At 55.9% G+C, this 15,554-nt stretch carries 14 protein-coding genes; 7 read left to right on the top strand and 7 right to left on the bottom strand.

Going from position 1 to position 15,554, the window contains the following annotated elements; translation table 11 throughout:
• Positions 1-252: 252 nt before the first annotated feature.
• The 6 genes from DWB84_RS07615 to DWB84_RS07640 form a co-directional block, all read right to left on the bottom strand.
• Complete coding sequence (locus tag DWB84_RS07615; RefSeq protein ID WP_187409178.1) at positions 253-1,758, bottom strand: DUF3426 domain-containing protein; 1,506 nt, start codon at positions 1,756-1,758, stop codon at positions 253-255.
• Positions 1,759-1,851: 93 nt separating this feature from the next.
• On the bottom strand, positions 1,852-2,718 hold the full coding sequence (prmA, locus tag DWB84_RS07620; RefSeq protein WP_187409179.1) for a 50S ribosomal protein L11 methyltransferase: 867 nt from the start codon (positions 2,716-2,718) through the stop codon (positions 1,852-1,854).
• Positions 2,719-2,793: 75 nt separating this feature from the next.
• Positions 2,794-4,134, bottom strand: coding sequence for an acetyl-CoA carboxylase biotin carboxylase subunit (gene accC / locus DWB84_RS07625; protein ID WP_187409180.1), 1,341 nt, complete (start codon positions 4,132-4,134; stop codon positions 2,794-2,796).
• 12 nt (positions 4,135-4,146) lie between these two features.
• The gene (accB, locus tag DWB84_RS07630) at positions 4,147-4,614 is read right to left on the bottom strand and encodes an acetyl-CoA carboxylase biotin carboxyl carrier protein (protein ID WP_187409181.1); all 468 of its coding nucleotides are present in this window, start codon (positions 4,612-4,614) and stop codon (positions 4,147-4,149) included.
• 30 nt (positions 4,615-4,644) lie between these two features.
• Positions 4,645-5,118, bottom strand: a complete 474-nt coding sequence (gene aroQ / locus DWB84_RS07635) for a type II 3-dehydroquinate dehydratase (RefSeq protein ID WP_187409182.1) — start codon at positions 5,116-5,118, stop codon at positions 4,645-4,647.
• Positions 5,119-5,388: 270 nt separating this feature from the next.
• The gene (locus tag DWB84_RS07640) at positions 5,389-7,170 is read right to left on the bottom strand and encodes a protein-disulfide reductase DsbD (RefSeq protein WP_187409183.1); all 1,782 of its coding nucleotides are present in this window, start codon (positions 7,168-7,170) and stop codon (positions 5,389-5,391) included.
• 246 nt (positions 7,171-7,416) lie between these two features.
• On the opposite strand from DWB84_RS07640, the gene DWB84_RS07645 reads away from it, so the two are divergent.
• Genes DWB84_RS07645 through DWB84_RS07655 form a run of 3 tightly spaced genes read left to right on the top strand, consistent with a single transcriptional unit; the run spans position 7,417 to position 9,722 of the window.
• Positions 7,417-8,166 (top strand): N-acetylglucosaminyltransferase, encoded by a 750-nt coding sequence (locus DWB84_RS07645; RefSeq protein WP_187409184.1) that lies wholly within the window; start codon positions 7,417-7,419, stop codon positions 8,164-8,166.
• A gap of 2 nt (positions 8,167-8,168) precedes the next feature.
• Positions 8,169-8,612 (top strand): copper chaperone PCu(A)C, encoded by a 444-nt coding sequence (locus DWB84_RS07650; RefSeq protein ID WP_187409185.1) that lies wholly within the window; start codon positions 8,169-8,171, stop codon positions 8,610-8,612.
• Positions 8,613-8,651: 39 nt separating this feature from the next.
• Entirely contained in the window at positions 8,652-9,722 is a 1,071-nt protein-coding gene (locus tag DWB84_RS07655) for a DUF2333 family protein (protein ID WP_187409186.1), read from the top strand.
• Between the two features lie 44 nt (positions 9,723-9,766).
• Here DWB84_RS07655 and DWB84_RS07660 read toward each other — a convergent pair whose 3' ends face one another.
• Positions 9,767-10,759, bottom strand: coding sequence for an adenosine kinase (locus DWB84_RS07660; protein WP_187409187.1), 993 nt, complete (start codon positions 10,757-10,759; stop codon positions 9,767-9,769).
• A gap of 220 nt (positions 10,760-10,979) precedes the next feature.
• Between DWB84_RS07660 and DWB84_RS07665 the strand changes: the two genes are divergently transcribed.
• From DWB84_RS07665 to DWB84_RS07680, 4 genes are all read left to right on the top strand, one after another.
• A complete protein-coding gene (locus DWB84_RS07665; RefSeq protein WP_187409188.1) occupies positions 10,980-13,340 on the top strand; it encodes a DUF1631 family protein in 2,361 nt (786 codons plus the stop codon).
• Entirely contained in the window at positions 13,327-13,680 is a 354-nt protein-coding gene (locus DWB84_RS07670; RefSeq protein ID WP_187409189.1) for a PilZ domain-containing protein, read from the top strand. Before DWB84_RS07665 ends, DWB84_RS07670 begins: the two co-directional genes overlap by 14 nt.
• 170 nt (positions 13,681-13,850) lie before the next feature.
• On the top strand, positions 13,851-14,525 hold the full coding sequence (locus DWB84_RS07675) for a glutathione S-transferase family protein (RefSeq protein ID WP_187409190.1): 675 nt from the start codon (positions 13,851-13,853) through the stop codon (positions 14,523-14,525).
• A gap of 9 nt (positions 14,526-14,534) precedes the next feature.
• Positions 14,535-15,512, top strand: a complete 978-nt coding sequence (locus tag DWB84_RS07680) for a phospholipase A (RefSeq protein ID WP_187409191.1) — start codon at positions 14,535-14,537, stop codon at positions 15,510-15,512.
• Positions 15,513-15,554: the final 42 nt, after the last annotated feature.

Genomic DNA, 15,554 nt, shown 5'->3' on the forward strand with positions numbered 1-15,554 from the left:
GGGTCCGATTCGGAACAACTGCTTTCCCCCGAAAGGCGTTAGCGCCTAAGGTCGTTAGTGAGATCTGGCACAGTAGTCAACAGAGTCTGTGCTTCGGTTAATGCTGGTTTCACCAATGGTGGAGCCGGCCGGGAGGGCCGGAAAGGGGCGGTATCATAACGCTAAGAAATGGCTTTGGGAACGCACATTTTAATCAGATTGATCAAAAAATAGCTTGTTATCACAATCATCTAAGGCCGATTAAAAAATTTATTAATCAACGATGGATATGTGATAGCTGACAGCTTCTTTGCCGGGATCGGCGATTTCCAGCGCAATATGAATCGGCTGGCGGATGGGCATCTTATCGCGCCCCGCGAGTTCACCGCCGAGGTACTCGGCAGGCGTCAGCTTGCGCTTCGCAACAGGCTCGCTGCGCAAGTTGGTGAAGGTAAGTTCCAGACTGGGGAAGCTCTGCTCGAATGGCGCGTTGTTTTGCAGAATCACGTCCACTTGCAAAGCGTCCACTACAGTCGGATGGCTGCGCACCAACAGGTTGGATGTCTGGATCTGGGATCGGTCGACTAGCTCAGGCAATTGACAGCCGATATAGCGACACGCGATTCCATAAACGGCGCGATAGGGTTCGATGCGACTCAGGCGGTCGAATTCCAGCCAGGCCACTTGCGCCAACAGACATACCAAGGCGAGCAGGGCCAGTGCCGGCCATAACAGGCGTTTGCGCCACGCGCCCGGCTCTTGCCAGTTCACCTCCAAAGGCTCTGGCTCCAGGGCCGCTATAACCTCGTGCAGTGCAGGCGATTTCGGCTCCAGCTTGGGTCGGATGGGCTTGCGCTTGATAACAACCGTGGGTTCTTCTTCCACCGCTGCGGGGGCCTCCTCCTGATCTCCCTTAGCGATTTTTACGGGTGCGGATTCTGTTTCTGCTTCGTCCTGCTGTAACGAGATTTCGTCATCGCGTTCGGCAGTTTCAAATTGTTCAGGTTCTTGGGCTTGAGTTTCCCGTTCAGCCGAGTCGGTTGCAGGCTGGGATGAATGTGCAGGTGCCTCATCGGTTGCCAATAGAGAATCCAGTTCGTCGGCGAGTGAGCTGACCCGAGAACTGTCGGGCTCGGCCGGAACGGTTTCTTCCTGCGCTGGTGTGGGCGCCGTGGTGATCTTCTTCAACTTGATATTGAGGTCCGAGTCATCCTTGAGCAGCTCCAACGCCCAGGATTCATCGTCTTCTTCATCTATTACGTCGTCTGACTCAGACGAGACAGCCGCGGACCTTGGGATTCTTTCGTCTTCGGGTTCCGAAATCGGCCAGCGACGCACTAAGGTTTCTTCGCTTGCATCGTGGGTGCCGGCGAAATCCTCTTCGTCCTTATGAAGGGCTTCTTCATGTGAGGAAGAATAGGTGAAATCAGAATCGTTAAACCGGCCGCTATCTTCGGCGGTAAATCGATCTTCATCCTGGGAAGAACGATCTTGGTAAGGATTATCTTGTTGAGCCTCGGATTGTTGAGATCCGACGTGAGTTTCTGTTTCGGACGGTTGTTCCCAATGGGGCGAGGAGGTTTGAGGCGCTGGCGCTGTGGTTGTCTGCGCTGGCGCAGGATTGGCTCGCACAACCGGTTTGGTTTCCAGATGCTCGCGCGCGTTGAACACGCTGAGACACGAACCGCAGCGAACCATGCCCTTGGCAGACTTCAACAATGTGTCGGAGATGCGGAACGCGGTACCGCATTTCGGACAACGTGTGATCATGTCTGCCATTGAAGAAAATCCTTTATCGTCGAGGAAAAATTACGAGAAGTTTAATCGCAACCACTGTACAGGTAAAACCGCGCCGCTGGGGAAGGCTTGGGCTTAAGTCGCAATTCTTCTCCCGCTCATGCAAACCCATTCTTCCTTTTGTTGGATCGGGTCGAACTCAATCACATGCCGATATGCTTTTTGTACCGTTTCGGCTTGCGTGGCGAGCACGCCGGAAAGGCAGATCAAACCGCCGGGCTTGAGCAGACCTATCAGCGTCGGCGCCAGTTCTACCAATGGCCCGGCCAGAATATTGGCGAGCACCACATCGGCGGGTTCTTTGGGCGCTTTATTAGGGAAATACACCGGGAAACGCTCGCCGGCAATACCGTTGCGCTCCGCGTTGTCGCGACTGGCGAGCAGGGCTTGCGGATCTATATCCACGCCTACCGCTTTTTCCGCCCCCAGCAATAAAGTCGCAATTCCGAGAATGCCCGAGCCGCAGCCGTAATCCACCACCGACTTGCCTTGCAGTTGCTGTTGGCTCAGCCAGGCCAAACATAAAAAGGTGGTCGGGTGAGTACCGGTGCCGAAGGCGAGACCGGGATCGAGCAGAAGATTGACTGCAGAAGGATCCGGCGGCGTCAGCCAGCTAGGGCAGATCCACAGGTTATCGCCACACTTGATGGGGTGGTAATGCTGCATCCACTCCCGTTCCCAGTCCTTGTCTTCCACCACATGCCAGTGCGGACGTTCGAGGCGCAGGCGGCGCTCGATACGGCGGGTATCCACATCGGCTTCGAACAGTCCAGTAACACGGGTTTCCTGCCAGAGCGGGGTTTCCCCCAGCGCCGGTTCAAAAATTGGCTGGTCGGCGTTGTCTTGCAGAGTGACGGAAAGTGCGCCGGCGGCCAGCAGGGCATCTTCCAGAGCGGGAGCGTCTTCGCGGTTGCTATCGATTCGCAGTTCTAACCAAGGCATAGCAGCTCTAACCAGGGCGTCGCAGGAGGGCTTGAGTGGATTAGGAAGGGGCGCCGACCGGCGCCCCGGACCGAATCAGAGATTCAGCTTTTTCTCCAGATAATGGATGTTGACACCACCTTTGGCGAAGGCTGCGTCGCGGACCAGATCCTGTTGCAGAGGAATATTGGTCTTGATGCCGCCAACCACCATTTCATCCAAGGCAACACGCATACGGGCCAGTGCCGCTTCGCGGCTTTCCGCATGGGTAATCACTTTGGCGATCATGGAGTCGTAATAGGGTGGAACCGTATAGCCGTTGTACAGGTGCGAATCGACGCGCACGCCCAAACCGCCGGGCACATGGAAGTTGGTGACTTTCCCTGGGCTGGGCATAAAGGTTTTGGGGTCTTCGGCGTTGATACGGCACTCGAAGGCGTGACCGGTCACTTTGATGTCACTCTGCTTCAGGCTGAGTTTTTCGCCTGCGCAGACGCGGATCTGTTCTTTGATTAGATCGACGCCAGTGATCATTTCGGTTACCGGATGCTCCACCTGGATACGGGTGTTCATCTCGATGAAGTAGAAGCGGCCGTCTTCGTACAGGAATTCAAAAGTGCCGGCGCCGCGATAGCCGATATCGATACAGGCTTTAACGCAGGCTTTAAAAACCTCTTCCCGCGCTTGCGGGTCGATATGCGGAGCCGGGGCTTCTTCCAGCACTTTCTGGTGACGGCGTTGCAGCGAGCAGTCGCGATCATGCAGATGCACCGCATTGCCCTGGCCGTCAGACAGCACCTGCACCTCTACGTGGCGCGGGTTCTGGAGGAATTTCTCCATGTACACAGTATCGTCACCGAATGCCGCTTTGGCTTCGGATTTGGTGAGCTGGATGGAGTTCATCAGGGCCGATTCGGTGTGCACCACGCGCATACCGCGACCACCGCCGCCCGCAGCGGCTTTGATGATCACTGGAAAGCCGATCTTGTGGGCGATTTCCAGGCAGGCATCGCGATCGTTGGGCAGGGCGCCGCCGGAGCCGGGCACGGTAGGTACACCAGCCGCTTTCATGGCTTGAATGGCGGACACTTTATCGCCCATCAAACGGATCACTTCCGGATCGGGTCCAATAAAGGTGAAGCCGCTCTTCTGAATCTGCTCGGCAAAATCCGCGTTTTCCGCCAGAAAGCCGTAACCGGGGTGCACGGCGACGGAATCGGTGATTTCCATCGCGCTGATGATCGCCGGAATATTCAGATAGCTCTGAGATGACGGGTTGGGGCCGATACAAACGGACTCGTCCGCCAGGCGCACATGTTTCAGGTCGCGGTCAGCTTGTGAATAGACGGCGACGGTCTTGATGCCCATCTCTTTACACGCGCGCATGACCCGCAGGGCGATTTCGCCGCGGTTGGCGATGAGTACTTTTTCGAACATACCGAAACCCCGTTAGGAGATGGAGACGAGAGGTTGATCGAATTCCACGGGTTCGCCGTCGCCGACGTGGATGGCGCTGATGACACCGCTCTTGTCGGCCTGAATTTGGTTCATCATCTTCATGGCTTCGATGATGCAAACCACATCACCCGCTTTGACTTGGCTGCCGACTTCCACGAACGCGGCGGCGCCTGGGCTGGGTGAACGATAGAAGGTGCCGACCATGGGCGAGCGGATGACGTGGCCAGCGGGCGCTTGCGGAGCAGCTTCAGCTGGTGCAGCGGCTGGCGCGGCAGCGGCCGGAGCGGGTGCTGGGGCAGCCGGCGGAGCGACATAGGCAGGTGCTTGCGGTTGCACATAAACACCGCCGCTCGGTGTGCGGCTGATGCGGACGGAGCCTTCACCTTCCTTGATTTCCAATTCCGCTAAGTTGGATTCCTCCAACATTTCAATGAGTTTTTTAATTTTACGAATGTCCATCTGGGCCTCTCGCTAGGACTCTGGATCAAATTATTTAGATTGGGGTTGTTGGGTGTCGGTCGACGGCGGATTGAGGAAATTCAACGCCGCTTCCAGGGCCAACTGATAACCCTGTACCCCGAGGCCACAGATGACGCCGCGGGCTATATCCGACAAATATGAGTGATGGCGGAAGGGTTCCCGCGCAAAAACATTGGAGATGTGCACTTCGATAAACGGAATCGCAACTCCGGCGAGCGCATCCCGCAGTGCCACACTGGTATGGGTGAAGGCAGCGGGATTGATAATGATGAAGTTGACGCCTTCTTTGGCGGCGTCATGGATGCGCTCGATCAATTCGTATTCCGCATTGCTCTGCAAAGTCAGCAGGTGGTGACCGCGCGTGCGGCAAGTCTCCTGCAGAGCAAGGTTGATATCCGCCAGGGTCGTGGAGCCGTAAATATGCGGCTCGCGGGTGCCGAGCAGATTCAAATTAGGACCGTGTAACACCAGGATGGTGGCCATAAGTTCTCGGAATAATTGAAGTCTTGGATCAGGACTGGCAGGCGCTATGAGCCTCAGCGAACCGACAAATCCGGTTCAAAGAGCCTCCATGGCTGCTGGATTGAAGGGGCATGCGAAAAAGGCTACCCCTGATCTGGGCAGCGATTGTGCCTAAGTTGGAATTATGTGTCCATGAAAAAGCATTAATTTCCTGAGAGTTCGCCTAAAAGTTGCGCATAATCGACTGATTTCGAGACGGTGCCGCGCACCTTTTAGCGAAACCACCCAGCTTCAAGGATTGCTGGCGACGGCACTGCCTGCGGCGCGTTTAATCGCTTCTATGACCAAATCCTGGGTCAGAATCTGCGGCAAAATCTCAGCCGGTTTGTTCATGTCAGCAGGGTATAGCAGATAAAGCGGCACTCCGCTGCGATTGTATTTGGCAAGGGCGGCGCTGATGGTGGGGTCCTGGTTGGTCCAATCAGCTTTCAATAAGGCGACCTTGTGCTGGGCTACAGCCGCTTTAAAGCCCTCGCGGGAGAGTGCCACGGCTTCGTTGGCTTTGCAGGTGATACACCAATCTGCGGTAAAGTTGACCAGGACGGGTTGGCCGTTGAGACGCAGTTCCTCTACCAGTTCTGCGGAGAAGGGTTGCCAGCCGTCGGTGTTAGAGCGGAAGTCCGCTCCTATCCAAGCAATGGAACCCGCCACCAGAACGGCTGCGAGACCGGTGCTTTTGACCACCCAGCGCCAGCTAGGATGTTCAGGCAGGTTCTGCCAAAGCCAAATCGCCAGCACTATCGCGATAGCGCCTATCAGCAGGAAAAACACGCCGGTCATGCCGACCTGGCGGCCGAATACAAACAGCAGCCAGGCGGCTGCAATGTACATGGGGAAAGCCAGGAATTGTTTGAATTTCTCCATCCAGGGGCCGGGGCGCGGTAGCGCACTGGCCAGGCGCGGGCTGTAGCTGAGCAACAAAAACGGCAGCGCCATGCCGAATCCGAGCGCGACAAAGATCGACAGCGATACCAGCGGCGGTTGCGTCAGGGCAAAGCCCAATGCCGTGGCCATCAGAGGGCCGGTGCAGGGGCTGGCAACCAGAGCGGCGAGCACGCCAGTGAAAAAAGAGCCGCGCAAACCGTCTTGCGTAGTGAGGCCCTGGCCGATGCCCATCAGACTGGTGCCGAAATACACCATGCCGGACAAGCTCAAGCCCATCACCAGAAACAAATACGCCATAAAGGCGACGAAGGTGGGCGACTGCAATTGGAAGCCCCAACCCGACTGCTCGCCCGCGGTTTTCGCCGCGATAATAACCACTGCAGCGAGCACAAAAGATCCGACCACGCCCAAGGTATAGGCCCAGCCGTGCAGATGGTGGCTGTGCGCACTACCGCTGGACGATGCAAAACTCAGTGCTTTGAGGGACAGTACCGGGAACACACAAGGCATCAGGTTGAGGATCATGCCGCCCACGAGTGCCAGAAACAGTGCCGCGCCGTACGAGGGATTAGCGCTAAAAAGCCCTGAATCGCTACCACCGGCACCTGCGCCAGAACTAGGGGCGGCAGATGAGCCTGCAGCTGCAGGGGCGGTTTCAATGGCAGTGCCAAATTTGCGATTGATCTGGAAGGTTTGTGAGCGCGGGGCATAACACAGACCGGCGTCGGCACAGCCTTGTGAGCGGACATTCAGTAAAAATTCAGTGGGCAGACCTGCCAGTGGAACCGTAATGCGGGTGCTGTCATAAAAAACCGGCACTTCTTTTTCTTCATACTCGTCGTACTTCTGCTGTCCTTCCTCCAACTGGGCATTCACCGCCTGAGTGTTGTCGCCGACTTTGGCGCTGACGCGGAATTTTTCGCGGTAGAGGTAGTAGCCTTTGGCGATGGTCCAGTCGATAAAGAGCTGTTCGTCTTCGACTGTGATATTGACCTTATAGGCTTCCTCAACCGGCAGAAACCCGCCGTTATTGGAACCGAGCGGCCCTAAATCGAGACCGGCGGCGCGCGCGCCGGAAAAGCCTATGACCAACGACAAAAAAGTGCAAAGGTGAAGCAGTGTGCGCATAGATATCCCGTAGTCGAATGCGTAGACAGCAACGGCATTATAAACAGCAATGTTGGAGGAAGCCTGAAGCGGCTGAGCAATCCTGGCTTTGCTATCGGATTTCTGACGTTTCGCTACCAAAGGAGTTCCGGCGATCCGCGCAATCCAAGGCAAAAGCTTGCGTTGGGTCCCAGTTCTTCCTTCTTCCACCGCAAATCCTTACACTGCGCCGCGTGACTTACTTTGCCCTGCCACGGATATCAGCCCATGCGGTACGTGCGAGCTCCTCTTACATTGCCATCTCTGATTGCGGTCGCCGGATTGTTGCTGGCATGTGGCGGTGTCGGCCCGATCAAGCCTGATCCCCAGCCCGAGCCGCCGGTTGTCCCATCACCTCAGGCAGAAGGGCCGCCAAAATCCGCGAAACAAAAGACCATTGAACGATTGTTGGCCGAGGCGGATGCGGCCCTCAAAAAGGATCGCATGACCCAACCGGCTCACGACAACGCCTACGACCGATTCCGCGCAGTGCAAATGCTCGATCCGGGCAACAAACAGGCTCAGGCGGGGTTGAACAGTATTCTTCTAGCCTATGCGGACCGGATTCAGCGCGGCTTGAGCGCCGGTCTGATTTCCGCTGCCGCGGCGGAATTAAAAGTGGCAAAGGCCGCGTTCCCCAACGCCGAACTGCTGGCGACTTATGAGGCGGAGATCAAAAAACGCACGCCTGCGCCGCAAAAATCCGACTCCGGCGTAAAAAAAGAAGAGGGGCGAGGCAAAGTGGTTTTGCCGGCCCAGGCTCTGGCGCAGAAGTCCGAAGAAGCCAAACAGTTGTTGATCGAGATTGCCCAGCGCGTGCAGCAGTCGGATGAAGCGGTGATGATCTATGCCCGTTCCGACGCAGAAGGGCGCTGGATCTATAAAACCATGAAGGATTCCGTGGGCGAGTATCGCATTCGCGGTGATATCCGCATCTCCCGTGAACCCGCTATCGAGTTTCTATCCCCTTTGGAGTAACCATGCTGCCAGCTTTCGCTCGTTTCGTTTGTTTATGTGCGGCTTTGTTGTTGGCGCTCACCGCCTGCCAGAAAAAAACGGAACCCGGGTTGCGCGCCAGCAACGCGCATATGTGGGCCATAGCGCCGGGTCAGACGACTGCGGCGGTCTATCTGCGCCTGGAAAATTCCGCTGCGCGCGAGCGCACGATTCAGTTGGTAAGCACCCCGATTGCAGGGCGGGCAGAGGTCCATCGGCATATTCATGAAGACGGTGTAATGAAGATGAGACCCGTCGCTCATGCTCGGGTTGCCGCTGGCGCTGTGCTGGCGTTTGAGCCTGCGGGGTACCATATTATGTTAATGGACGTTGCGGATGCGCCTCCGGTGGGCGGTTCGTTTCCCCTGACGCTGGAATTTGATGGCGCAGAGAAGCTGGTTGTCGATGTCGAAGTTCGCTCACGCTGACCAGGTGGGTGGAGTCATGAACGCAGAAGGAGACCGTTAATGTTCACGCGGATTCGCCAGCGCTGGCAGAGTGCCAGTCAGTCTTTGATCCAAGAGGGCAAAGAGATAGGTGCAGATCTGACCGAAGGTCGCACTTGGCTTAAAGTCGCCTTTTGGGTTGTTCTGGCGTACTTTTTGGTGATGATCGCGCTCAGTGTTCACTGGAGTTCCGAGCCGGAGATGCGCCCCATTGCCGGCACTGAGATCGCCGCCGATGGCACCGAAAAACCCTATACCACGGGTGTTGCAACCACTTCTGCCATTATCGAAGTTGCCACCATGCTGCTGGATAAACCCGGCGGTTACCTCACCAACGATATAGCGCCTCCCGGTGTATGGCTGGACAATATTCCCGCTTGGGAATACGGCGTGTTGGTGCAAGTGCGCGATCTGGCGCGGGTGATGCGCGAGTCTTACAGCCGGTCCCAGTCGCAATCAGTGGAAGATCCCGCCCTGAAAGACGCCGAGGCCCAGTTCAATTTCAATCGCAACAGCTGGGTTCTTCCCTCCACCGAAGATGAATACCGCCGCGGCATCGCCTATCTGGAGGACTATCGCCGCCGGCTGGTTGACGATAACGAACAAAACGCCCAGTTTTATGCCCGCGCCGACAACCTGCGCTTTTGGCTGGGGACCGTCGAAACCCGTCTGGGCAGCTTGTCGCAGAAGTTGAGCGCGAGCGTTGGCCAGCGCCGTCTCAACACCGACTTGGCCGGTGACAAAGGTGCCCGCCAATCCACCGCCACGCCGCGGGAATACGAACTCAAAACTCCCTGGAGTGAAATCGATGACGTGTTTTACGAAGCGCGGGGCGCGGCCTGGGCTCTGGTGCATTTTCTGCGCGCGGCGGAAAAAGACTTTGCCGATGTGCTCGCCGATAAAAATGCGCGCGTGAGTTTTGAGCAGATCATTCGTGAGCTGGAGGGAACGCAAGAGCCGCTGCGTTCGCCCGTGATCCTGAACGGCAGCGGTTTTGGGGTGCTGGCCAACCACTCCCTGGTGATGGCGAACTATATTTCGCGCGCCAACGCGGCCTTGATCGATCTGCGCGAGTTGCTGTCACGGGGGTGATAGCAACTGCGCCTTCTGCATCTCATCCGCTGACAGCGGTTCTCTCAGTCTACTAATAGAGGTTTATGTTGTTCGGGTCGCAAACGCGGGCCGAACTGGCTGACCACCGCCGCAGCTGCACGGGTTGCAAACCGGCCTGTCGTTTCATAATCCCATCCACCGCGGGTAATGCCGTAGAGAAACGCACCCGCAAACATATCCCCTGCACCATTGGTATCCACCGCGGCAACCTGCGGAGCGGGTACTTGGCTGTAACGATTTCCGTCAAAAACCAGAGCGCCTTCTGCACCCAAAGTAATCGCAAAGGTGCGGGCAATGCCCTGCAGCTTCGCAGCCGCCTCTTCCAGATTATTCGTGCGAGTAAAGGTCAGGGCCTCGGCCTTATTGCAAAACAACAAATCGACTTGGTCACCGACCATGGTGTGAAGATCGTCGTAAAAGTATTCGACTATGGCGGGATCGGACAGGCTGACGGCCACTTTTACGCCGGCGGCCTTGGCCAGTTCACGCAGGCGAATAGCGGCGGGGCGGCCGGTGGGGGAGGTGACTAAATAACCTTCAATATAGACATATTTCGACGCTTTTAACGCATTTTCGTCTATATCGTCGCTTGACAGGGTAGCGCTGATGCCGAGGAAGGTGTTCATGGTGCGTTCGGCGTCTGGCGTAATCATCACTAGGCATTTGCCAGTGATGCCCGCCGCAGTTCCATTGGCAGCAGAAAACTTGACGCCTGCACTGGCCAGATCATTCAAATAGAACTTGCCGTTCTCATCGTCCGCCACTTTGCAGGAATAAAACGTCTGCGCGCCGAAATACTGCGCGGCGATGATGCTGTTTGCCGCCGAGCCACCACTGGCGCGCGAGGCGTGGCACATATGGCCTTCCAGATGCTGCAAAAGTTCTTGTTGGCGCGCTTCGTCGACCAGAGTCATGACGCCTTTTTCAACGCCGAAGCGCGTCAGGTCGTCATCGCTGACCGTGATTTCGGTATCCACCAGGGCGGCGCCAAGGCCATAGATATCGTAAGCAGGCAATTTGTATCTCCTCTGATCAAAGCCTAAGATTGAAAAAATATGTGCACCGTTGCGCCGCTCTGTGGGTTGAACGACAGTTTGGCGCGGTCGGTTATGCAATCTTGCATAGTTTTTGCGTAGTGGTTGCTTTTTAAGTGCCGTTTAGTGGCGGCAGCGCCCGTTGAATCTTCGCAATGTGGCTGCCAGGGTGATCCCTGACAGACCGAACGGAACACAGTGTATGTCACGACTAATAAGAACTGATTCTTCCACGCGCAAGCCTGAGAGCGAGTCTGTCGCATCCATCCCTTTGACGACCGAGACCATCGTCACCCACTTGAAAAAGTGCCAGGGCATTGCGAGCGAGCACGCCAAAGTAGCCTTTCAAATCTATCTGCGCAATCTCGACGAAGCCTTCAACCAGGAAATGGACCGCGCCAGGTCCAACCAGGAAGTGTCGGAAATCACCGGCATCCAGCGATTGTTCCGGCGCAACCAGCAGGAACTTGAACGCTACTATGTCGGCTATATCGCGGAAGGCTTCGTAAAGTTCAAAAAGAAGGAATTGCACACCGAGCTGCAGAACTTAACCGGCAGTGGCGAGCTGTCATTAGTGGATAACGACGCGCTCGAAGAAACCATTACGCTCTCCACCATAGTGCAAAAGGTGGATGTTCTCTACGCCGAACCTATCTGGGCACTCAATCAACGCTTTGCCATTCTCAATGGCGGTGAGCAGGTTACCGAAGCCAGCAATCCGGCAGCGCCTATACAGTTGTGTGAGTCATTGCGTCGCGCGCTGCGTTTGATCCCTTTGACTGCCAAAACGAAAGCTGTGGCCTACAAGGTCTACGAGCAGCGCTTGTCGGAATTGGCCAAGAACGTCATTGAAGACATCAACGACTATCTGAAACAAGCGGGTGTGCTGCCCAACTTGCGCTACACGCCGCCCAAGGTCGCGCCGGTCAATCCACTCGGCGCTGGAGCGCAGATCCCCGGCCAGGCAGCTGCGGCCGCACCTGCCCAGCCGTTGTTTTCCGGCTCTATCGGGCCGGTTCCGATTCCGGATCCCAATCAGCCCACCGAGCAATACCAAAGCGCCTTGCTGCACGCGATCCGCAGTTTGCAGGTCAGTATGCGAGGCGGAGTCAGCGCTGCAGCGCCGTCCGAAGGCATTCGCATCGCCACGCAGGACAGCCCGTTTGCCGCATTCGTGCCGGGCAGCGGCCCTATAGGCCCTGGTGTTGTGATCACGGCGGATCAGTTGATGAGCGCCCTGCAGACGTTGCAGGGCTCCGCTGCCGGCGTGGTCGGCTCTCCGCTCGACGCGGGTCCCTTGCCACCGATGGATTTCACCCAGGTGTTGACCGCTCTGGCGCAACAGTTCCAGCAGTCCAAGACGACCCGCGACAGCAAGGTCTCTCCGGCCGATATGCATACCATCGACCTGGTGGGCATGGTGTTCGAGTACATGCTGAAAGACGAAAACCTGCCGGATTCCGTTAAGGCGCTGCTCAGCTATATGCACACGCCTTTCCTCAAACTCGCCTTTATTGACCCCGGTTTCTTCGAACAGCCGGAGCACCCGGCGCGCATGCTGCTGAATAGTCTGGCCGAAGCCGGTACCCGCTGGGTTGGCAATGACGGCACTGTGCAGCACGACATGTATAACAAGATCAAAGATGTCGTCGATCGTGTATTGCGCGACTTTAAAAACGACGTGCGCGTAATCGCCGAACTGTTGCTGGAGTTCAACAACTACACCAAGAGCATCATTCGTCGGCAGGAGCTGATGGAAAAACGCGCGGCGGAAAAAGCTCAGGGCGAAGAGCGTTTGCGCGAAGTGAAGTTGCGAGTCAACGAAGAGATCCGCAAGCGCACCGATGACAAAGAGTTGCCATCGGCAGTACTACTGTTTGCGCTGCAGCCCTGGTCCGATTATCTGTCGTTCGTTCTACTGCGTTATGGCGAGAAGTCCGACAAATGGGCCAATGCCCTGGCAGTGGTGGATGATCTCTTATGGATCATAGAGCCGCAGACCGACCCGGCCGGGGTGACCCGGCAAGCAGAACTGGCCCCGGCTTTGTTGCGCGATATAGAAACCGGTTTTGAAACCATTGGCTACGATCAGGCCAAGGGCAAAAAGCTGCTGGAAGCGATTTCCTCCCTGATCGAAATGGCGCAGCAGAGCAAACGCGCGGAGCCGGCACCGGCACCAATGCGCGACAAACTCGAGAAGATCGCAGCGGTGAAAGCCGGACAGGCGGAAGAAGTTGCCGATATTTCCAAGGAAGAAGCAAAGATCGTCGAAAACCTGAAACTGATCGAATTCGGCACCTGGTTCGAGTTCGAAGGTGGCAGGCGTTTGAAGATTGCCTGGTATAACGCTCGCACGTCCCACTACATGTTGGTGGACCAAATGGGCAAGAAAGTCGCCATGATGTCCGGGCTGGAGATCGCCCGGGAAATGATAGCGAAACGGGCTAAAATTATAGCTGGAAGCTCTAAACCATTTTTTGAACGGGCGTTGGAGAACATTTTCCAGAAGTTGAACGCTCAAGCCGAAGCCCAATCTGGAGACGTAGAACGTGAACTTAAGTAATCGCAGCAGTGGTAGCAGTGAAAAACGCAGTCAAGTTCGTATTCCTGTAGACGATGAAATATGCGTGCGGGATACAGTGTCAGGGAGCGAACTCGGCACCTTGGCGAATGTTCATGAAGAAGGCTTTATGGTGATCAGCGACGGTGGTTTGAAAGAGGATTATCTCTACCAGGTCGCTTTCGAAGTCAGTTCAGGTGAATCCATACCTCTCGGCGCTGAATGTTTGTGGATCAGCGAGACAGGTACTGGTGATCAGGTTTGGGCTGGTTTCCAGATCATGGATATGTCCGATGAAGCGCGCCAGCAAATGCGGACTTTGATCGCCCAATACCAAGATTAAGGTTTAGAAAATCCAGAAAGACTTCAGGGTTGGCGTGGTTTTTCCGGTCAACCCGATATCTATTCATTATTTACTCACCAGAAACCTATCCTCCAGAACATTTTGCGGTTGCCCCTTCTTATAAGTCTGCTTTAATACGGGCCCACTCATCGCACGCTGGCGGATTTCCCATGTATCTCCTTCATATCGCGAACAAAAATTATTCCTCCTGGTCGCTGCGCCCCTGGTTATTGTTGCGGCAATTGGGCATTGCCTTTACCGAGCAACTGCATCTATTTCCCAGTGATGCCAGCTGGCGAAACTTTTCCCCCAGCGGCAAGGTGCCTTGCCTGCATCACGCCGGGCGAAGGATTTGGGATTCGCTGGCGATCGCCGATTATGTGGCGGAGGATTGCCCGGAAGCATGGCCTGCGGATCGCACTGCCCGCGCCTGGGCGCGCAGTGCTGCGGCGGAAATGCACTCCGGTTTTCAGGCTCTGCGCAGCCAGTGCACCATGAACTGCGGAGTAAGAGTCAGAATGCGCGAGATCAACGGCGCATTGGCGAAAGATATTGCGCGCATCGACGAGCTTTGGAGTGAAGGCATTAAGCGTTTTGGTGGGCCATTCCTGGCTGGCTCGGCGTTTACGGCGGTGGATGCTTTTTATGCGCCGGTCGCTTTCCGGGTGCAAACCTATGGTCTGCCCTTGTCAGAGTCCGCCGCAGAATACTGTCGCCATCTGCTCCAATTGCCCGGTATGCAGGAGTGGTATGAAGCCGCTTTGCAGGAGACCCCGGAGCCAGAACACGAGGCCGATATGCTCGCCGCAGGAGAACTGATTGCCGATTTTCGCAAGCAGGTCTGAGGTCGACAGATGAAAATGTTCAGTTTAAGCGGAATCTTGTCGCTGGCTCTGATCGTTGCACCGATCGCCGCCGAAGAGGTGGTGACAGATCAGCCACCCGAGGCGCCCGGTGTTCCCAACCCGGAAGTGGCGCATGAGCAAGTCGTGCAAGAAAGGGTTTTGACGGAGGAGGAAAAAAGAAATCTGGTGCTTGAGCGCTTCCAGGAGGAGCGCCGTTTACAAGGCAGCAGTTTTGCCATTACACCGCACTCGATCAATTACATATTGCCTCTCACCCATACGAGTCACCCCAACGAAAAACCGTTTGAGGAAACAGGGCAGGAGCTGCAGCATACGGAAGTGGAGTTTCAGGTCAGTTTTAAAGTCGCGCTGAACGAAAAGCCTTTATTTAATGACAATGGCTTTTTGTACTTTGCCTATACCGCCCGCTCCTTCTGGCAGGCATACAACACCAGCGAGTCCAGCCCGTTTCGCGACACCAATCATGAACCTGAAGTGTTTCTCTCCTTCACCACGCCTTTTCGTGCATTGGGGGCGGAAGTGCCGGTGGTGAGTATTGGTCTGTCACATCAGAGCAACGGCCGTTCGGATATTCAGTCGCGCAGTTGGAACCGCTTGTACCTGCGGACAACCTTGGAATATGAAAAGTACTATTTCAGCATCAAACCCTGGTGGCGCATTCCTGAGCGGCGAAAAAGAAGTCCGGACGATGCCGCCGGGGATGACAACCCGGATATTCATCACTACCTGGGTTATTTCGAATTACGCGGTTTTCGCCGCTACGGTGACAACGAGCTGAGCCTGATGCTGCGCAACAACCTGAACGATCGCAATAAAGGCGCCATCGAAATCGGCTACAGCTATCCCTTCGCCAAAACCAAACGCGGTTACGTGCAGCTATTTCACGGATATGGCGAATCTCTGTTGGATTACAACCATAAAACCACACGGATTGGCATAGGGTTTATGTTGAATAACTGGCTCTAAGCGCGGGAAAGAGCAGGGGCTGGATGACCCCTGCTGGATTGG

The organism is Saccharophagus sp. K07, from assembly GCF_014336955.1.
Taxonomy (GTDB): Bacteria; Pseudomonadota; Gammaproteobacteria; order Pseudomonadales; family Cellvibrionaceae; genus UBA5868.

What these genes read in the sequence shown, in the direction of transcription:
- DWB84_RS07615 (WP_187409178.1), bottom strand. Translation starts at nt 1,758, where the DNA reads ATGGCAGACATGATCACACGTTGTCCGAAATGCGGTACCGCGTTCCGC.
- prmA (WP_187409179.1), bottom strand. Translation starts at nt 2,718, where the DNA reads ATGCCTTGGTTAGAACTGCGAATCGATAGCAACCGCGAAGACGCTCCC.
- accC (WP_187409180.1), bottom strand. Translation starts at nt 4,134, where the DNA reads ATGTTCGAAAAAGTACTCATCGCCAACCGCGGCGAAATCGCCCTGCGG.
- accB (WP_187409181.1), bottom strand. Translation starts at nt 4,614, where the DNA reads ATGGACATTCGTAAAATTAAAAAACTCATTGAAATGTTGGAGGAATCC.
- aroQ (WP_187409182.1), bottom strand. Translation starts at nt 5,118, where the DNA reads ATGGCCACCATCCTGGTGTTACACGGTCCTAATTTGAATCTGCTCGGC.
- DWB84_RS07640 (WP_187409183.1), bottom strand. Translation starts at nt 7,170, where the DNA reads ATGCGCACACTGCTTCACCTTTGCACTTTTTTGTCGTTGGTCATAGGC.
- DWB84_RS07645 (WP_187409184.1), top strand. Translation starts at nt 7,417, where the DNA reads ATGCGGTACGTGCGAGCTCCTCTTACATTGCCATCTCTGATTGCGGTC.
- DWB84_RS07650 (WP_187409185.1), top strand. Translation starts at nt 8,169, where the DNA reads ATGCTGCCAGCTTTCGCTCGTTTCGTTTGTTTATGTGCGGCTTTGTTG.
- DWB84_RS07655 (WP_187409186.1), top strand. Translation starts at nt 8,652, where the DNA reads ATGTTCACGCGGATTCGCCAGCGCTGGCAGAGTGCCAGTCAGTCTTTG.
- DWB84_RS07665 (WP_187409188.1), top strand. Translation starts at nt 10,980, where the DNA reads ATGTCACGACTAATAAGAACTGATTCTTCCACGCGCAAGCCTGAGAGC.
- DWB84_RS07675 (WP_187409190.1), top strand. Translation starts at nt 13,851, where the DNA reads ATGTATCTCCTTCATATCGCGAACAAAAATTATTCCTCCTGGTCGCTG.
- DWB84_RS07680 (WP_187409191.1), top strand. Translation starts at nt 14,535, where the DNA reads ATGAAAATGTTCAGTTTAAGCGGAATCTTGTCGCTGGCTCTGATCGTT.